Raw genomic sequence first — 15,233 nt, 5'->3', positions numbered from 1 at the left:
CGCCCCTGCACCGTCTCGTCCCAGGCAGGGGTCTGTCCTCATGTGAGGGGAACTCGTGGCTGAAGCGTTGTTGTCCGGACTGCTGCCCGCGGTACTGCCCGACCCCGCGCTTCGCGGGGTCGTCGACCGTGCGGGGGCACCGCTGCTCGATCTGAACGGTGCCCCGGCGACCCGCCAACTGGTGATCGCGGCGCTCGCCGCCGAGCAGGGCGCGGGACGTCCCGTGCTGGCCGTGACCGCCACGGGCCGGGAGACCGAAGAGCTGACCGTGGCGCTGAGCAGCCTCCTCGGCCCGGACGTCGTCACCGACTTCCCGTCGTGGGAGACGCTGCCGCACGAGCGGCTCTCCCCGCGGGCGGACACGGTCGGCAAGCGCCTCGAGGTGCTGCACCGGCTCGCGCAGCCGGGGCACGGGGGCCTGCGCGTCGTGGTGGCCACTGTGCGCAGCCTCATCCAGCCGATGGCGCCGGGCCTCGGCACGCTCTCGCCCATCGAGCTGAAGGTCGGGCAGGAGAGCGAGTTCGAGGGTGTGCTCGACCGGCTCGTCGAGCTCGCCTACACGCGCGTCGACATGGTGGAGAAGCGCGGCGAGTTCGCCGTCCGCGGCGGCATCCTCGACCTCTTCGGACCCACCGCCGAGCACCCCCGCCGCATCGAGTTCTGGGGCGACGAGGTCAGTGAGATCCGTGCGTTCTCGGTGTCGGACCAGCGTTCCCTGCCAGGGGAGATCACCGAGGTGAGTGCGGCGCCGTGCCGGGAGTTGCTGCTCACCGGGGACGTCAAGGCCCGTGCCGCGAAGCTCGCCGAGGTGCACGCCGCCGACGCGCACCTGGCGGAGATGCTCACCAAGCTGGCCGACGGCATCCCGTGTGAGGGCATGGAGGCGCTGATCCCGGTCCTCTGCGAGGGCGATCTGCAGCTGCTCACCGACGCGATGCCCGATGGCACCCATGTCGTGCTCACCGATCCGGAGAAGATCCGCGCCCGCGCTGCCGACCTGGTGCGCACCGGGCAGGAGTTCCTCGAAGCGTCGTGGATGAGTGCCGCTGGTGGAGGGCAGGCGCCGATCGATCTCGGTGCGTCGGCCTATCGCGCTCTTGCCGAGATCCGCTCGCATGCCGGCGAGACCGACCGCGCGTGGTGGACGTTGTCGCAGCTGACCGCAGAGGACGACGTCTACCACGTCGGCATCGAGGCGGCGCCGTCCTACCGTGGCGAGCTGGAGCGCGCGAGCACGGACCTGCGTGCCCACACCGCGGCCGGCGGTGCCGCCGTCGTGGTCGTCGCCGGTGCAGGCACGGCCAAGCGCGCGGTCGAGCAGTTGTCCGCGGCCGACGTGCCCGCGACGCTGGCCGACGGCCTCACCGAGCCGCCGCGACCCGGCGTGGTCACGGTGACCTGCGGCGGGCTCAGCGAGGGTTTCGTCGCGCCCGAGCGCGCGCTCGTCGTGCTCAGCGAGGCCGACCTCACCGGGCGTGGCGCGACGACGGGGCGTTCCGCGCGTGATCTGAACACCAAGATGCCGTCGCGGCGGCGCAACGCCGTCGATCCGATCGCTCTCAAGGCCGGTGACTATGTCGTGCACGACCAGCACGGCATCGGCCGTTTCGTCGAGATGGTGCAGCGCACGGTCGGTGGGGCCACTCGCGAGTACCTGGTGCTGGAGTACGCCTCGTCCAAGCGTGGCCACCCCGGTGACCGGTTGTACGTGCCGACGGACCAGCTCGACGAGGTCTCCCGTTACGTCGGCGGCGAGCTGCCGACGCTGAACAAGCTCGGCGGTTCCGACTGGAAGAACACCAAGGCCAAGGCACGCAAGGCGGTCAAGGAGATCGCCGCGGAGCTCGTCCAGCTCTACGCCGCGAGGCAGGCCGCGCCGGGGCACGCGTTCGGGACGGACACCCCGTGGCAGCGGGAACTGGAGGACGCGTTCCCGTTCGTGGAGACCACCGACCAGCTGGCCGCGATCGACGAGGTCAAGGTCGACATGGAGCGCGGGGTGCCGATGGACCGCGTCATCTGCGGCGATGTCGGGTACGGCAAGACCGAGATCGCCGTGCGGGCCGCCTTCAAGGCGGTGCAGGACGGCAAGCAGGTCGTGGTGCTCGTGCCGACGACGCTGCTCGCGCAGCAGCACCTCAACACGTTCAGCGAGCGGATGCGTTCTTTCCCGGTGACGATCAAGGGCTTGTCCCGGTTCACCGAGCCGCACGAGTCGGAGAAGACGATCGCGAGACTCGCCGCCGGTGAGATCGACATCGTCATCGGCACGCACCGTCTACTGCAGACAGGTATCCGGTACAAGGATCTCGGCCTGGTGATCGTCGACGAGGAGCAGCGGTTCGGCGTCGAGCACAAGGAACACATCAAGGCGCTGCGCACACACGTCGACGTGCTCACGATGTCGGCGACCCCGATCCCGCGCACGCTGGAGATGAGCATGGCCGGGATCCGGGAGATGTCGACGATCCTCACGCCACCGGAGGACCGGCACCCGATCCTGACCTACGTCGGCGCCTACGACGACAAGCAGGTGGGCGCGGCGGTCCGCAGGGAGCTGCTGCGCGACGGCCAGGTCTTCTTCGTGCACAACCGTGTCTCCTCGATCGAGAAGGCAGCGCGGCGGCTGCGCGAACTGGTGCCCGAGGCACGCGTGGTGACCGCGCACGGGCAGATGAACGAGCACCGGCTGGAGCAGATCATCCAGGGCTTCTGGGAGCGTGAGTTCGACGTACTGGTCTCCACCACCATCGTCGAGACCGGGCTGGACATCTCCAACGCCAACACGCTGATCGTCGAGCGCGGTGACCTGCTCGGGCTGGCCCAGCTGCACCAGCTGCGCGGTCGGGTCGGGCGTGGCCGCGAGCGTGGGTACGCCTACTTCCTGTACCCGCCGGAGTCGCCGCTCACCGAGACGGCACACGACCGGCTCGCCACGATCGCGCAGAACACCGAGCTGGGCGCCGGGATGGCGGTCGCGATGAAGGACCTGGAGATCCGCGGCGCAGGCAACATCCTCGGCGCCGAGCAGTCCGGGCATATCGCGGGCGTCGGTTTCGACCTCTACGTGCGGCTGGTCGGCGAGGCGGTGGACGTGTTCCGCAAGCACGCGGGCGCGGCGCCGGCCGAGGAGGAGGAAGCGCCCGCGGAGGTGCGGGTGGACCTGCCGATCGACGCGCACATCCCGCACGACTACGTGCCGGGGGAGCGGCTGCGGCTGGAGGCGTACCGCAAGATCGCGGCGGCGCCGGACGGGGCGGGACTGACCGCGGTGTACGAGGAGCTCATCGACCGGTACGGCCAGCCGCCGGAGCCGGTCCGCAGGCTGCTCGCGGTGGCGGCGTTCCGGCAGTCGTGCCGTGATGCCGGGGTCACGGAGGTGACGACGCAGGGCAGCACGATCCGGTTCACACCACTGTTGCTGGCGGACTCGCAGCTGGTGCGGCTCAAGCGCCTGTACCCGAAGGCCGTGTACAAGGCCGTCACGCACACGGTGTCGGTGCCGAAACCGACAGAGGGGGCGGCCGGTGGCCGGATCGGTGCGCCGCCGCTGCGCGACGAGGCACTACTCGACTGGTGCCGGACCCTGTTGACCTCGCTCACCAGGCAGCCCGCTGCCGTCTGAGCTAGGCCCGGCTGCGCTTGAGGGGTTCGAGCGCGAGGACGACGGCGACGACGGCGCCGATCACGAGTAGCGGAGCCACGTACCCCATGGCTCCGGTCGGTGTGCCGAACACCCAGCGGAACAGTCCGCCGTGCTCGTCGCTGAAGAACCACCGCACCAATGGCACGAGCCCGAACATCACGCCGGCGATCGCGATCACCGTCTGGGCACCATCCACTACGCGTGCCCGCTTGTCCGCCATGGTGCGCCCCTTCCCCAGTTGCGCTGCGATCGCATTGTGCCCCAGAAGGTGGACAAGGCCGAGTGGCGAGCCACGTTGCGCTACAAGCTGGACCGGACACTGGGGCGGCCCCACAACCCGGATCGGATGTGAGAGGGTACGCACTGTGATCCGGATCATCCGCCGCCCCGTCACCTTGCTCAGCGCCCTGATCGCCGGTCTGGTCCTGGCCGGTTGTGGATCGGGGCCGAGCCAGGTCAGCTCCGCCGCGATCGTGGGGGATCACTCGATCCCACTGGACGACGTGCAGTCGGAGATCCAGTGGCTGCTCGACAACGTGCCCGAGGCCGCGCAGGCCCAGGAGCAGCGCAAGTTCGACCTGCAGTCGCGCGAGGTCGTGCGCAACCGGATCATCCACCAGCTCACCACCGTCGCCGCCGAACGGGAGGGCCTGCGCGCCGACCCGGCCGAGGTCGACGAGCTGATCGAAAGGAGCGGGGGAGCCGAGACGGTCGCGCGCCGCGTGGGTGTCGAGCCGAGCCGGGTCCGCGACATCGCGAGCGATCAGAGCCTGGTGCAGCAGCTGGCGCAGCGCTACCTCGACCGTCTGTCCGTGCGGATCGTGGGCACGACGATCGTCACCGAGTCACCCGGCGCGACCGCGAAGGAGCAGGCGCTCGAGCTGGGCAGGAAGATCGCGGCCGACCCGGCCAACGTGGAGCAGCTCGTCGAGAGCGGCGGCCACCAGCTGATCGACACCACCCTCTCGCTCGCGCAGACGTTGCAGAACCAGCCGGAGATCGCGGCGAGCGCCGTTTTCGGCGCAGCCGAGGGCAGCGTGCTGGTCATCCAGCCCAGCCAGGAACAGGCGGAGTGGCTGGTCGCGATCGTGCGTGACCGTACCGTGAGCCCCGCGACCGGCGATGCGGCCTCCGCGGCGAGCCAGGTGAGCCCGCAGTACCTCTACTACGCGGGAATGCGCCTGCTGCAGCCGATCGCCGACGAGCTCGGCGTTCGTGTCAACCCGCGCTACGGCGTGTGGGACGCGACCGCGCTGTCCCCGGCTGCCAGCCAGGAGGAGCTGACGGGCTACCAGCTGGACTCCCGTACCGTTCAGCCATGACCTCGCTCGCCTCGACGGTGGTGCTCGTGTCCCCGGTGCTGCCGGCGGTGCTTCCCGCTGCGGCGCTGACTGCGCTGCGGGGTGCCGAGCACGTGTTCGCGGCGCCGGGCCTACCGGAGGCGACCCGCGTCGCGCTCGCCGCGAAGCCTGCTCCGGACCCCGCCGAGCTCGCCGGGCAGCGCGGCGTCGTACTCGTCGCCGCGAGTACCGCCGACCCCGGTGCCGCCGCGTTGCTCGGTGCGGGCGCGACGGTGATCGAAGCCCCGGTGCCGCCGCTCGTGCGGGCCGCCGAGGTGATGGACAGGCTGCGGTCGCCAGGGGGCTGCCCATGGGATGCGGCACAGAGCCATGAGTCGCTGCGTCAGTACCTCATCGAGGAGACCTACGAACTGCTGGAGGCGATCGAGGACGGCGACCGGGCGGCATTGCGCGAGGAGCTCGGGGACGTGCTGCTGCAGGTCCTCTTCCACGCGCGGGTGGCGGCCGAGCACCAGACCGACGCCTTCGACATCGACGAGGTCGCCGACGATCTCGTCACCAAGCTGGTGGGCAGGCATCCGCACGTGTTCGCAGGTGGACGTGCCGTGCACACCGCCGAGCACCAGCAGGCGCGCTGGGAAGAGCTCAAACAGGCGGAGAAGCGCAGGGAGTCCCTTGTCGACGGCGTGGCGTTCGGCCAGCCCGCCATCGCGCTGGCCGGGAAGCTCGGGCACCGTACCGGGCGCGCGGGTGTGCCCTTCGACCTCTTTCCCGCCGGCGGCGACGAGGGCTCGCGGCTGTTCCGCATCGCGGCGGGCGCGCGCCGGGCCGGCGTCGACCCCGAGGGCGTGCTGCGGGCGGTCGCGAAGGACTTCGCCGAGCACGTCCGTGCTGCTGAACGCGCCGCAAGGGACGCGGGAATCGACCCCGTCACGCTCGACGCCGACGGGTGGCGCCGGTTCTGGCCGGTTCAATCCACGTAACCTGGTCGGGTGATCGACGCGCCGCGACCGTTTGTCGGCAGGCTCCTGCTCACCGCCCTGATCATGGCAACCGGGTTGACGCTGATCTTCACCGTCGGCGTCCACAAGCAGGGCGAGGACCGGCAGTCCGCACTGCAGATCCCGGAGCAGCGGCCCCGCTCGCACGACACCGTGCCGCGTGTCGCGCTCGCGGCGCCCATCGACCGGCCGAACGTGTCCGATCAGGCGGAGCTGGACGCGTGGTCCGAGCGGGTCGCCGCGGCCACCGACATACCCGCTCGCGTGGTCGCCGCCTACGGCCGGGCGGAGATGTGGCTACGCGGTGAGCAGCCGGACTGTCGGCTGTCCTGGGGCACCCTCGCCGGCATCGGCCGGGTGGAATCCCAGCACGGTACCCACGGTGGCGGCCGGATCGAGGCGGACGGCACACCGACGCGGCCGATCATCGGGGTCCCTCTGGACGGCTCACCCGGGGTCCGGGCGATCCGTGACACCGACGGCGGGCGGCTGGACGGCGACACGACGTGGGACCGCGCTGTCGGCCCAATGCAGTTCCTGCCAGGTACCTGGGAACGGTGGCGCGCCAGGGCCGTCCGGGACGGTGCCCCGCCCGATCCGCAGAACATCGATGACGCCGCGCTCGCCGCCGCGCGGTACCTGTGCGCCAACGGCGGCGACCTGGGTACGCCGCAGGGCTGGTGGGATGCGGTACTCACGTACAACCGCTCGGGCGACTACGCCCAGCGGGTCTTCAGCAGCGCCGATGCCTACGCCGCCGCAATGGTTACGGACGGTGGCCGCTAGCCCCAAGCTGGGGGAACATCTAGGTGTTACCGAGCGCCAGGCGTGCTGTGACCTCGCCGATGGCGTCCTGGTACTCCGGGACCGGGTTCATCGCCGAGGCCATCCGCAACTGTGCGAGCGCCTCGACCAGTCGGCCGAGGCGCTGCAGTGTTCTGCCAAGTACGAACCGGGCGTAGTGATCCGATGGGTCCAGCTCGACGACGCGGGTCAGCGCACGCTCGGCACGGTTGAGCTGGGCGGAATGGAAGTAGGCGCGGCCGGCGAGCAACTGCACACTCGGCTTGTTCGGTTCCGCGTCCAGCACCGGTTCCAGTGCCTTCAGCGCATCGAGCGGGCGCCGCCGCTGTACGAGCGCCTCTGCCTGACGGAAGGCCTCGAACCGCGCTTCGCCCGTGAGCTCCGGTGTTGGCTTCTCGTCGACCATGATTCTCTCGACGTTACCCCGGGGGCAGCGGGTTTCTCGACCCCTGCCAAGGTTGCGAATTGGTCTTGATCGCCGACTCGCGCTAACGCCGGCTATGGGTGCCTCCGATCATTGCCGAGATCGTCATCACTCGTATGGAGGCCTCGGTGGACCCCGACCTGTTCGACCATCCCGATCTACGCGACCCCGCGTGAAACAAGCGGGCCGAGCGCCGCGCGCGCCGCGAGGCACGGAAGGCCCGTCGCAGGCAGGTCCAGATCTGGGGCAGGCAACCGAAGAAGCGGTCGCGGCACCTGCGCACGCTCGGGCTGGTCGTGGTGGTGCTCGGCGTCGCGGCAGGCGGCATCTACGCCATCGGGCTAGCCAGGGACGACCAGCCTATCGGCACCTATGCGGACCGGCCGGTAGCCGATCCCGTCGATCTGAACCAGCCGTTTGCGAAGACGCCGGCACACGACTGGGCCGCCGGAGCAGCCGCCATCGTGCCGCCGAAGGCCACGCCGGTCGGCGATTTCAGCGCCGAGGAGGTGGCCGCGGCGTTCGCGGACGTCAAGAACCTCCTCGTCGCCTCGCGGCTCGACCCGCGCATGCTCGCCGGGGACGACGGGCCGTACCTGGCAATGCTCGCCGAGAACGAGCGCGAGTTCCGTCATGACGATTTCGCCGCCAAGGAGTGGCCGGTCACGATCGCGACCCGGCTCGCGCCCGGCTTCCGGCTGCTCGACGCCGAACCGCGGGTCCGGGGCGAGATGGTTGCCGAGGCGGAAGGCCCGGGAGAGCTGCGGATCCGGACGAACTACGTGTTCGCCTACGCCTTCGCCGTGGACGATCCCTCACGGGTGGAGACACCGCTCGATCTCGTCGCGATGGTCCGGGCAGACCTCTCCTACCTCTTGCTGGCGGGGATGGTTGGTACGCGGAGGATCTCGGCTATCGGATCGAGAACGGTGAGGTGTTCCTGTATTCGATGGCGTGCAGCTCCATGCACGACGGCCTGCTCGCGCCTGCCTACAGCGACCGGCGGTCCGACGGGGCGTACAGCGGCAAGCGCCCGCCCGAGTACTTCGACCACACCCTGCCGATCCCTGACGAGAACACCTGCGGCGAGCCGCCGGCAGCGGGGTGAGCGGGCCAGGCCGGGCCGTCGTGTGATGGACTCTCCCGCCATGAGCGACGAAGTCCCGAGCTATCTCGGCCTCGCGCCGTACCTGTACTACACCGACGCCACCGAGGCACTGGAGTGGTTGACGCGTGTGTTCGGCTTCGCCGAGAAGGTGCGTTACGTCGACGCGGCCGGGGAGGTCTTCCAGGCCACCGTGGTCGCGGGCGGCAGCGAGATCCAGCTGACGGGCGTCGGGGCCGACTACTGGGAGGCCAAGGGGGTCGACGGTCCGGTCGGCCAGCTCAACGTCGTCTATGTCGACGACGTGGACGCCCAGTTCGAGCGGGTGTGCGCGGCGGTCGACGATGCGGTCGAGGTGACCAGGCCGCAGGACCAGCCCTACGGTGCGCGCGTGTTCACCGTCCAGGACGTCGGCGGCAACAGCTGGGCGTTCTGGCAGTGGGTGTCCGACACCGTCGAGCTACCAGCGGGCTGGCAGGAAATCCGGCAGGACGGTCACTAGTTCTGTTGTTGGTCACTCTCCAGAAGCGCGCCTCCTACGGGTGATCATGGCCAGCGACTACGCTGGGTGCCGTCGTCTCTGGCACAACCGGGTGAGGAGCAAGGCGTGGCGGTTATCGAGCAGGTAGGCGCGCGCGAGATTCTGGACTCTCGCGGCAACCCGACCGTCGAGGTGGAGGTGGCCCTTGACGACGGCACGCTGGCGCGGGCCGCTGTCCCGTCGGGCGCGTCGACCGGCGAGCACGAGGCTGTGGAACTGCGTGATGGCGATGCCAACCGCTACGGCGGCAAGGGTGTTGAGCGCGCGGTCGCGGCCGTTCTCGACGAGATCGGGCCGGACCTGGTCGGCGTCGATGCGGTGGACCAGCGCATCGTCGACCAGAAGCTGCTGGATCTCGACGGCACGCCCGACAAGTCGCGGCTGGGTGCCAACGCCATCCTCGGTGTGTCGCTCGCCGTCGCGAAGGCCGCGGCCGACTCCGCCGAGCTGGAGCTCTTCCGCTACCTCGGCGGGCCCAACGCGCACGTGCTGCCCGTGCCGATGCTGAACATCCTGAACGGTGGCGCGCACGCCGACACCGACGTCGACATCCAGGAGTTCATGATCGCCCCGATCGGGGCCGAGTCGTTCCGTGAGGCGCTGCGGTGGGGCACGGAGGTGTACCACTCGCTGAAGGCGGTGCTCAAGGGCCGTGGCCTGTCCACGGGCCTCGGCGACGAGGGCGGGTTCGCGCCGAGCCTGCAGAACAACCGGGAAGCACTGGACATCATCCTCACCGCCATCGAGAAGGCCGGCTACCGGCCGGGTCGCGACATCGCGCTCGCGCTCGACGTGGCGGCCACCGAGTTCTTCGCCGACGGCGCCTACACGTTCGAAGGCACCAAGCGCAGTGCCGAGCAGCTCACCGCGTACTACACCGAGCTGGTCGACGCCTACCCGCTGGTGTCCATCGAGGACCCGCTGGCGGAGGACGACTGGGACGGCTGGGTGCGGCTGACCGCCGAGCTCGGTGAGCGCGTCCAGCTGGTCGGTGACGACCTGTTCGTCACCAATCCCGACAGGCTGGAGGAGGGCATCACCCGCCGCGCCGCGAACGCGCTGCTGGTGAAGGTCAACCAGATCGGCACGCTCTCCGAGACGCTGGACGCGGTCACGCTCGCCACGTCGTACGGCTACAAGTGCATGATGAGCCACCGCTCTGGCGAGACCGAGGACACCACCATCGCCGACCTCGCGGTCGCGACCGGTGCCGGCCAGATCAAGACCGGTGCCCCGGCGCGTAGCGAGCGGGTCGCCAAGTACAACCAGCTCCTGCGGATCGAGGAGACCCTCGGCGATGCCGCGCGGTACGCCGGCGACCTGGCCTTCCCGAGATTCTCCCCGGAGAGCTGATCTCCCGGTGGCCGAGCGGGGCAGAGCGCGCAGCAGGCGGGGCGGGGGGCGAGCGCAGAGCTCGTCCCCCCGCCGTCCGCAGCGCGCCCGCCGGGACGAGCGCAGGTCGCGGCTGCGTCGCGGGCTCACCGCGAAACGGGCGTCCGGCGCCGCGAAGGTGTTCGCGATGTCCACCACGCGCCGGGCAGCGCTCGTCGCCATCGTCGTCTGCGCGCTGGCGTTCACACTCGCTGTGCCGCTGCGCACCTACCTGTCCCAGCGGGCCGACGTCGCCGAGCAGGAGGCACGCCAGGCGCAGCTGGAGGACGAGGTTGCCCAGCTGGAGCAGCGCAAGGCCGAGCTCAGCGACCCAGCCCAGGTCGAGGCCGAAGCGCGGCGCAGGCTGCGGTACGTGATGCCAGGCGAGACGCCGTACATGGTTCAGCTGCCGGAGGACAAGGCCGCGGCCGAGCAGCCGGCGCAGGGCGAGCGGGCGCAGTCGGCGGGCGACACCTGGTACGACATGTTGTGGGAAAGCGTGAGCAAGGGTGAATAGCACCGATTTCGAACCCGTGACCGCAGCTGATCGGGAGATCATCGCCGCGCAGCTGGGCAGGGCCCCACGTGCGCTGCGGTCGGTCGCCGCCCGCTGCCCGAGCGGGCATCCCAGCGTTGTGCAGACCAGTCCACGACTGGAGGACGGCACGCCGTTCCCGACGCTGTACTACCTGACCTGCCCCACCCTCACCTCGCTCGTCGGCAAGCTGGAGGCGGCCGGGGTCATGCGCGAGATGACCGAGCGGCTGACAACCGATACGGACCTGGCCGCGGCCTACCAGGCCGCGCACGAGTCGTACCTGGCGCAGCGTGACGCGATCGAACCGCTCGGCCATCAGGTGACCGCGGGCGGCATGCCGGGCAGGGTCAAGTGCCTGCACGTCCATCTGGCCCACACCTTGGCGTGTGGTCCTGGTGTGAACCCGTTCGGCGACGAGACACTCGCGCTGCTGCGGGCCGAAGGCTGGCCATCCGGGGAATGCGCAACCCGTTAGTGCAAGTGGAGCAATCCGGCTGGGAAATTGCCGGGTTGGGGTGAATCCGAAGGTGCCTTCCGGCAGTCTGTGCGACGTGGGCGGCAGCCACATCCGAGTAGCACGCACAGGAGGGGGCCAGGCGTGGGCATGACCCGGAGATCCGGTGTCGTCCGCCGGTTCGGCTTACGGCATAAGGTCTGCGTGGCCACGCTGGGTGGCACGCTCGCGATGTTGCCGGTCGCGGCCGTCAGCGATACGGCCTCGAACTGGGGGAACCCCACCGCGGCAGAGTTCCCCGGCCATCTCGCGCCGGACGGCGGATACGCGCCGGGCCAGGGCTTCACGTCCGTCGACGGGAGCCTGCCCGAGCAGCCGAATCCCCAGAGCCTCGCCACCTACGACCTGCCCTCGACTGGCACGCACGGAATTCCCAGCACCGCGCTCGAGGCCTACCGCAAGGCCGCACGCATGGTCGGCGCGGAGTTCCCCGGCTGCAACATCGACTGGGCGCTGATCGCGAGCATCGGGCGTATCGAGTCCAACCACGCTCGCGGTGGGTATGTCGACGCCGACGGCAACACGCTGGAGCCGATCCTCGGGCCGGTGCTCAACGGTGTGGGGCCGGTCGCGGCGATCCGCGACACCGACGATGGCCGCTACGACGGCGACACGGAGTGGGACCGCGCGGTGGGGCCGACGCAGTTCATTCCTGGCACGTGGGCGCGCTATGGCTCCGACGGCAACGGCGACGGCGTGCGGGACCCGCACAACATCTACGACGCCACCGTCGCGAGCGCGCGCTACCTCTGCTCGGGCGGTCTGGACCTGGCGCAGGACGACCAGCTGCGCGCTGCGCTCTTCCGCTACAACAACTCCCAGAGCTACGTCGAAACCGTCATCCAGTGGGCCGAGGCCTACCGCGGAGGTGTGCGGCCTTCGCCGGACAGCAACGTTCCGCTGGGCGTGCCTCCGGTCGTGGCCGCGCAAGCGCCCGCCGCCGCAGCCCAGCCCGCCGCACCGAACACCACAGTGCCTCCGACGAGCCATCGGCCGAGCCCGACCCGGCCTTCCACGTCGCAGCCGGAGTCGCAGCAGCCCGGATCGCAGCTGCCGGGCGAGACCTCGCCCGGATCCCCGACCACCACCACATCGCCGTCGGACCCGGCCTCGCCGACGACGACGCTGCCCCCGGACAGCAACTCGCCCACAACGACAACACCGCCGACGACGACCACCACCGACCCGTCGTGCGAGACGGAGACCACGACTCCGACCACGACGGAGAGGTCGGCGGAGACGCTGGCGGACATGACGGCGTTGCCGGGCTGTACGACCACCCCGACGACGACGCCGGAGACGACGACAACGACCGGCTAGGGTGGCTGGCATGCCCCGTGTAGCCGCGATCGACTGTGGTACCAACTCCATCCGCCTGCTCGTCGCCGAGCTGACCCACCGCCACGATGGCACGGTCGACCTGCGCGACCTGCATCGCGAGATGCGCGTCGTGCGGCTCGGTGAGGGTGTGGACGCGACGGGCAGGCTGGCGCCGGCCGCGCTGGAGCGTACCCGCGAGGCACTCGCGGCGTACACGGTTGCGGCACGGCGCAAGGGGGTCGAGAAGGTGCGCATGGTCGCAACCTCCGCCACGCGTGATGCGACCAATCGCGACGAGTTCTTCACCATGACCCGCGAGGTGCTGGGTGTCGAGGCCGAGGTGATCACCGGCGCCGAGGAGGCAACGCTGTCCTTCACCGGCGCGGTCGGTGAGCAGGACCCCGACGACGGTCCGTTCCTCGTGGTCGACGTGGGCGGCGGTTCGACCGAGCTCGTACTGGGCACCTGGGACGGCCAGCATGCCGAGGTGCTCGCGGCGCGGTCGGTGGACATCGGCTGCGTCCGGATCACCGAGCGCACGCTGCGGTCCGATCCACCGACGCAGGACGAGATCGGCGCGGGCCGTCAGTTCGCGACGGAGGTGCTCGCCAGTGCCTTCGACGCCGTCGACGTGTCGAAGGCGCAGACCTGGATTGGTGTGGCAGGCACTGTGACCACGCTGTCCGCCGTGGCTCAGGGGTTTCCCGAGTACGACTCCGAACGCACGCACCTGTCCACGCTCTCGCGCGCCGACATCGACCGCATCGCGGGCGACCTGCTCGCGGCGGACCACGCGACCAGAGCGGCGAACCCGGTCATCCACCCGGGGCGGGTGGATGTCATCGGGGGTGGCGCGCTGATCGTGCAGACGCTCGCCGGCGAGATCGCGCGGCGTGGCGGCCCGCAGGAGCTCGTGGTCAGCGAGCACGACATCCTGGACGGCATCGCTCTTTCTCTTGCGTGACGCGACTTTCTACAGGATGCCGAGCTCGCTCGCGCGCATGATCGCCTCATCGCGGGTGGATGCGCCGAGTTTGCGGTAGATGCTCTGGATCTGCGTGCGCACCGTGTTGACGGAGACCACGAGGGTTCTGGCGATCTGTGTGGCCGTGTCACCGGTGGCGAGTTCGGCGAGTACAGCCCGCTCGCGGGTGGTGAGGTCGACCAGCTTGGCGTTGCTGGGAAAGACGTGTGGCGCGGCGGCCAGCCGTTCGGCGGCGAGGTCCGACAGCGGTACCGTGGCGATCCGGAACAGCTCGGCCCGGTCCGCGGGCGGCAGTGTGGTGAGTGAGAGCACCTCGTCGGGCGAGCGCAGGCGCATTGCCGAGTTCATCGCGCGTGCCGCTTCGGTGCCCTCGCCCATGTGAAGTGCCGCGGCTGCCTTGATGAGCAACAACTGGAGCAGATCCCGATGCGCGGTCGCCGAGTGGCTTTGAAAGCGGGCCGCCAGCGTGCGGGCGATCTCGTAGTCGCCGTTGAGCAGGCGTAGCCGCGCTGCCGGGACGGTGAGCCAATGTGCATCAGGCCCGGCTTCGCTGATCAGTTTGAGGGCGTGGTTGGGCTTGCCTGCGGCGATCAGCAGGTCCGCGAGAGCCCGGTGGAGCACTCGCAGGCCCATCCCCTGGGTGGTGTGCACACCGGCGTGGTTGAGCTGCACGAGTTGGAGAGTGTCGAGATACTCCACCGCGCGGCCCGCGTGCACGGCGTGCGCTGCCGCCAGCGCAGTGACGAAGGGCCAGACCTCGATGGACAAGCTGCCGTCGCCGGTGATCTCCAGTGCGGCCTGCACGCCCGCCTGGTCGTAGCGGTCGAGTGCCTGCCAGCCTTCGGCGATGGTGCCGCCGACGGTGAGGAGGAAGGCGACGCTGGGTGTCGAGGGTGGGTAGGAGCGCATCGTGTCCAGCCAGTGCTCGGTGGCGGTGTGGTGGCCGAGGTGAGCGAAGATCATGGCCAGGTTCGCGACGCCGTTGAGCCCGGCGAAGAAGACGGTGGGCTCGCTGCGGGCGAGTTCGTGGGCCTGCCGGTACTGTTCGGCCGCGCGACCGAAATCCGCCATCAGGGTTCGGGTCAGCCCGCGCTGGAAGGCGATCCAACCTGGCCGGGCCATCGGTTCGGCGGCGGGCCGTGGGTTCAGTTGCGCCATCCGTTCGCTGAGTCGTTGTCCATACCGCTCGGCGCCTTCGAGGTCGCCCCGCATACGTATGGTGATCAGGACAATCGTGCCGACCGCGGCGAGCGTGGCGGCGGAGGTCTCGGTGTCGGGGTCGAACGACGACGCGATCCATTCCCCGACGTCGGTCAGTCCGCGCAGGTAAGGGCGCCGTGTCTTCGAATCGGTATCTTTGCTGAGGTGGAAGGCCGAGATCCACGCGACGAGCAGCCGCGGCCGGGATTGCAGCACGTCAGACGGGATCTGCTCGAACACGGTGACGAGGTCGGGGCCGCAGAGGTCGGGCAGTGCGAGCCAGTAGCGGTCACAGAGTTGTTCCAGTGCATCCCAGTCGCGAGCGCCGGCGATCCGGTGCAGCTGCGCGGACAGCCCTTGGTTCGAGGACGACGTGCTGTCGGTCGGCGGGCCCTTTCCGTTGGGAAGCAACGCATCGTCCTCCGTTCCTGCCACCTTGCACCGCGATGTCCCGGTTCGGTGTGGTCGTGCAACGGAGACCAC

13 protein-coding genes are annotated in these 15,233 nt (G+C 70.0%); 10 read left to right on the top strand and 3 right to left on the bottom strand.

The features are described from left to right. The first annotated feature begins 70 nt into the window (after positions 1-70). Positions 71-3,625, top strand: coding sequence for a transcription-repair coupling factor (gene mfd, locus ABZ863_RS24425; protein ID WP_358539830.1), 3,555 nt, complete (start codon positions 71-73; stop codon positions 3,623-3,625). Position 3,626: 1 nt separating this feature from the next. Here mfd and ABZ863_RS24420 read toward each other — a convergent pair whose 3' ends face one another. Continuing rightward, the gene (locus ABZ863_RS24420) at positions 3,627-3,866 is read right to left on the bottom strand and encodes a hypothetical protein (protein WP_358539702.1); all 240 of its coding nucleotides are present in this window, start codon (positions 3,864-3,866) and stop codon (positions 3,627-3,629) included. A gap of 145 nt (positions 3,867-4,011) precedes the next feature. Here ABZ863_RS24420 and ABZ863_RS24415 point away from each other — a divergent pair, with 145 nt between their 5' ends. The 3 genes from ABZ863_RS24415 to ABZ863_RS24405 all read left to right on the top strand — a co-directional run bounded on the left by ABZ863_RS24415 (position 4,012) and on the right by ABZ863_RS24405 (position 6,734). Then, positions 4,012-4,968, top strand: a complete 957-nt coding sequence (locus tag ABZ863_RS24415; RefSeq protein ID WP_358539699.1) for a SurA N-terminal domain-containing protein — start codon at positions 4,012-4,014, stop codon at positions 4,966-4,968. Continuing rightward, positions 4,965-5,930 carry a MazG family protein gene (locus ABZ863_RS24410; RefSeq protein ID WP_358539697.1) on the top strand — a complete coding sequence of 322 codons (966 nt, stop codon included), beginning with the start codon at positions 4,965-4,967 and terminating at the stop codon, positions 5,928-5,930. The genes ABZ863_RS24415 and ABZ863_RS24410 overlap by 4 nt, the downstream gene beginning before the upstream one ends. A 63-nt stretch (positions 5,931-5,993) precedes the next feature. Further along, positions 5,994-6,734, top strand: coding sequence for a murein transglycosylase (locus ABZ863_RS24405; protein ID WP_358539828.1), 741 nt, complete (start codon positions 5,994-5,996; stop codon positions 6,732-6,734). A gap of 19 nt (positions 6,735-6,753) precedes the next feature. Here ABZ863_RS24405 and ABZ863_RS24400 read toward each other — a convergent pair whose 3' ends face one another. Beyond that, on the bottom strand, positions 6,754-7,158 hold the full coding sequence (locus tag ABZ863_RS24400) for a tetratricopeptide repeat protein (RefSeq protein WP_358539695.1): 405 nt from the start codon (positions 7,156-7,158) through the stop codon (positions 6,754-6,756). A 1,166-nt stretch (positions 7,159-8,324) separates the two neighbouring features. On the opposite strand from ABZ863_RS24400, the gene ABZ863_RS24395 reads away from it, so the two are divergent. The 6 genes from ABZ863_RS24395 to ABZ863_RS24370 all read left to right on the top strand — a co-directional run bounded on the left by ABZ863_RS24395 (position 8,325) and on the right by ABZ863_RS24370 (position 13,529). Continuing rightward, complete coding sequence (locus tag ABZ863_RS24395; RefSeq protein ID WP_358539825.1) at positions 8,325-8,783, top strand: VOC family protein; 459 nt, start codon at positions 8,325-8,327, stop codon at positions 8,781-8,783. 105 nt (positions 8,784-8,888) lie between these two features. Next, positions 8,889-10,175, top strand: a complete 1,287-nt coding sequence (eno, locus tag ABZ863_RS24390; RefSeq protein ID WP_358539692.1) for a phosphopyruvate hydratase — start codon at positions 8,889-8,891, stop codon at positions 10,173-10,175. Positions 10,176-10,182: 7 nt separating this feature from the next. Then, positions 10,183-10,710 (top strand): septum formation initiator family protein, encoded by a 528-nt coding sequence (locus ABZ863_RS24385; protein WP_358539690.1) that lies wholly within the window; start codon positions 10,183-10,185, stop codon positions 10,708-10,710. Then, on the top strand, positions 10,703-11,206 hold the full coding sequence (locus ABZ863_RS24380) for a DUF501 domain-containing protein (protein ID WP_358539688.1): 504 nt from the start codon (positions 10,703-10,705) through the stop codon (positions 11,204-11,206). Before ABZ863_RS24385 ends, ABZ863_RS24380 begins: the two co-directional genes overlap by 8 nt. 129 nt (positions 11,207-11,335) lie before the next feature. After that, positions 11,336-12,565: a lytic murein transglycosylase gene (locus tag ABZ863_RS24375; protein ID WP_358539686.1), complete on the top strand. Its 1,230-nt coding sequence runs from the start codon at positions 11,336-11,338 to the stop codon at positions 12,563-12,565. Positions 12,566-12,575: 10 nt separating this feature from the next. Next, positions 12,576-13,529 carry a Ppx/GppA phosphatase family protein gene (locus tag ABZ863_RS24370; RefSeq protein ID WP_358539683.1) on the top strand — a complete coding sequence of 318 codons (954 nt, stop codon included), beginning with the start codon at positions 12,576-12,578 and terminating at the stop codon, positions 13,527-13,529. Between the two features lie 9 nt (positions 13,530-13,538). On the opposite strand, the gene ABZ863_RS24365 is transcribed toward ABZ863_RS24370, so the two are convergent. Next, a complete protein-coding gene (locus ABZ863_RS24365; protein ID WP_358539680.1) occupies positions 13,539-15,185 on the bottom strand; it encodes a LuxR C-terminal-related transcriptional regulator in 1,647 nt (548 codons plus the stop codon). Positions 15,186-15,233 lie beyond the last annotated feature (48 nt).

Origin of the sequence: Saccharomonospora sp. NPDC046836 (assembly GCF_040645195.1) — a bacterium.
In the GTDB taxonomy this organism is placed as follows: Bacteria; Actinomycetota; Actinomycetes; order Mycobacteriales; family Pseudonocardiaceae; genus Prauserella_A.
This window is presented reverse-complemented; position numbering and strand designations above follow the sequence as displayed.

What these genes read in the sequence shown, in the direction of transcription:
- ABZ863_RS24410 (WP_358539697.1), top strand. Translation starts at nt 4,965, where the DNA reads ATGACCTCGCTCGCCTCGACGGTGGTGCTCGTGTCCCCGGTGCTGCCG.
- ABZ863_RS24405 (WP_358539828.1), top strand. Translation starts at nt 5,994, where the DNA reads ATGGCAACCGGGTTGACGCTGATCTTCACCGTCGGCGTCCACAAGCAG.
- ABZ863_RS24420 (WP_358539702.1), bottom strand. Translation starts at nt 3,866, where the DNA reads ATGGCGGACAAGCGGGCACGCGTAGTGGATGGTGCCCAGACGGTGATC.
- ABZ863_RS24395 (WP_358539825.1), top strand. Translation starts at nt 8,325, where the DNA reads ATGAGCGACGAAGTCCCGAGCTATCTCGGCCTCGCGCCGTACCTGTAC.
- ABZ863_RS24375 (WP_358539686.1), top strand. Translation starts at nt 11,336, where the DNA reads ATGACCCGGAGATCCGGTGTCGTCCGCCGGTTCGGCTTACGGCATAAG.
- ABZ863_RS24400 (WP_358539695.1), bottom strand. Translation starts at nt 7,158, where the DNA reads ATGGTCGACGAGAAGCCAACACCGGAGCTCACGGGCGAAGCGCGGTTC.
- ABZ863_RS24370 (WP_358539683.1), top strand. Translation starts at nt 12,576, where the DNA reads ATGCCCCGTGTAGCCGCGATCGACTGTGGTACCAACTCCATCCGCCTG.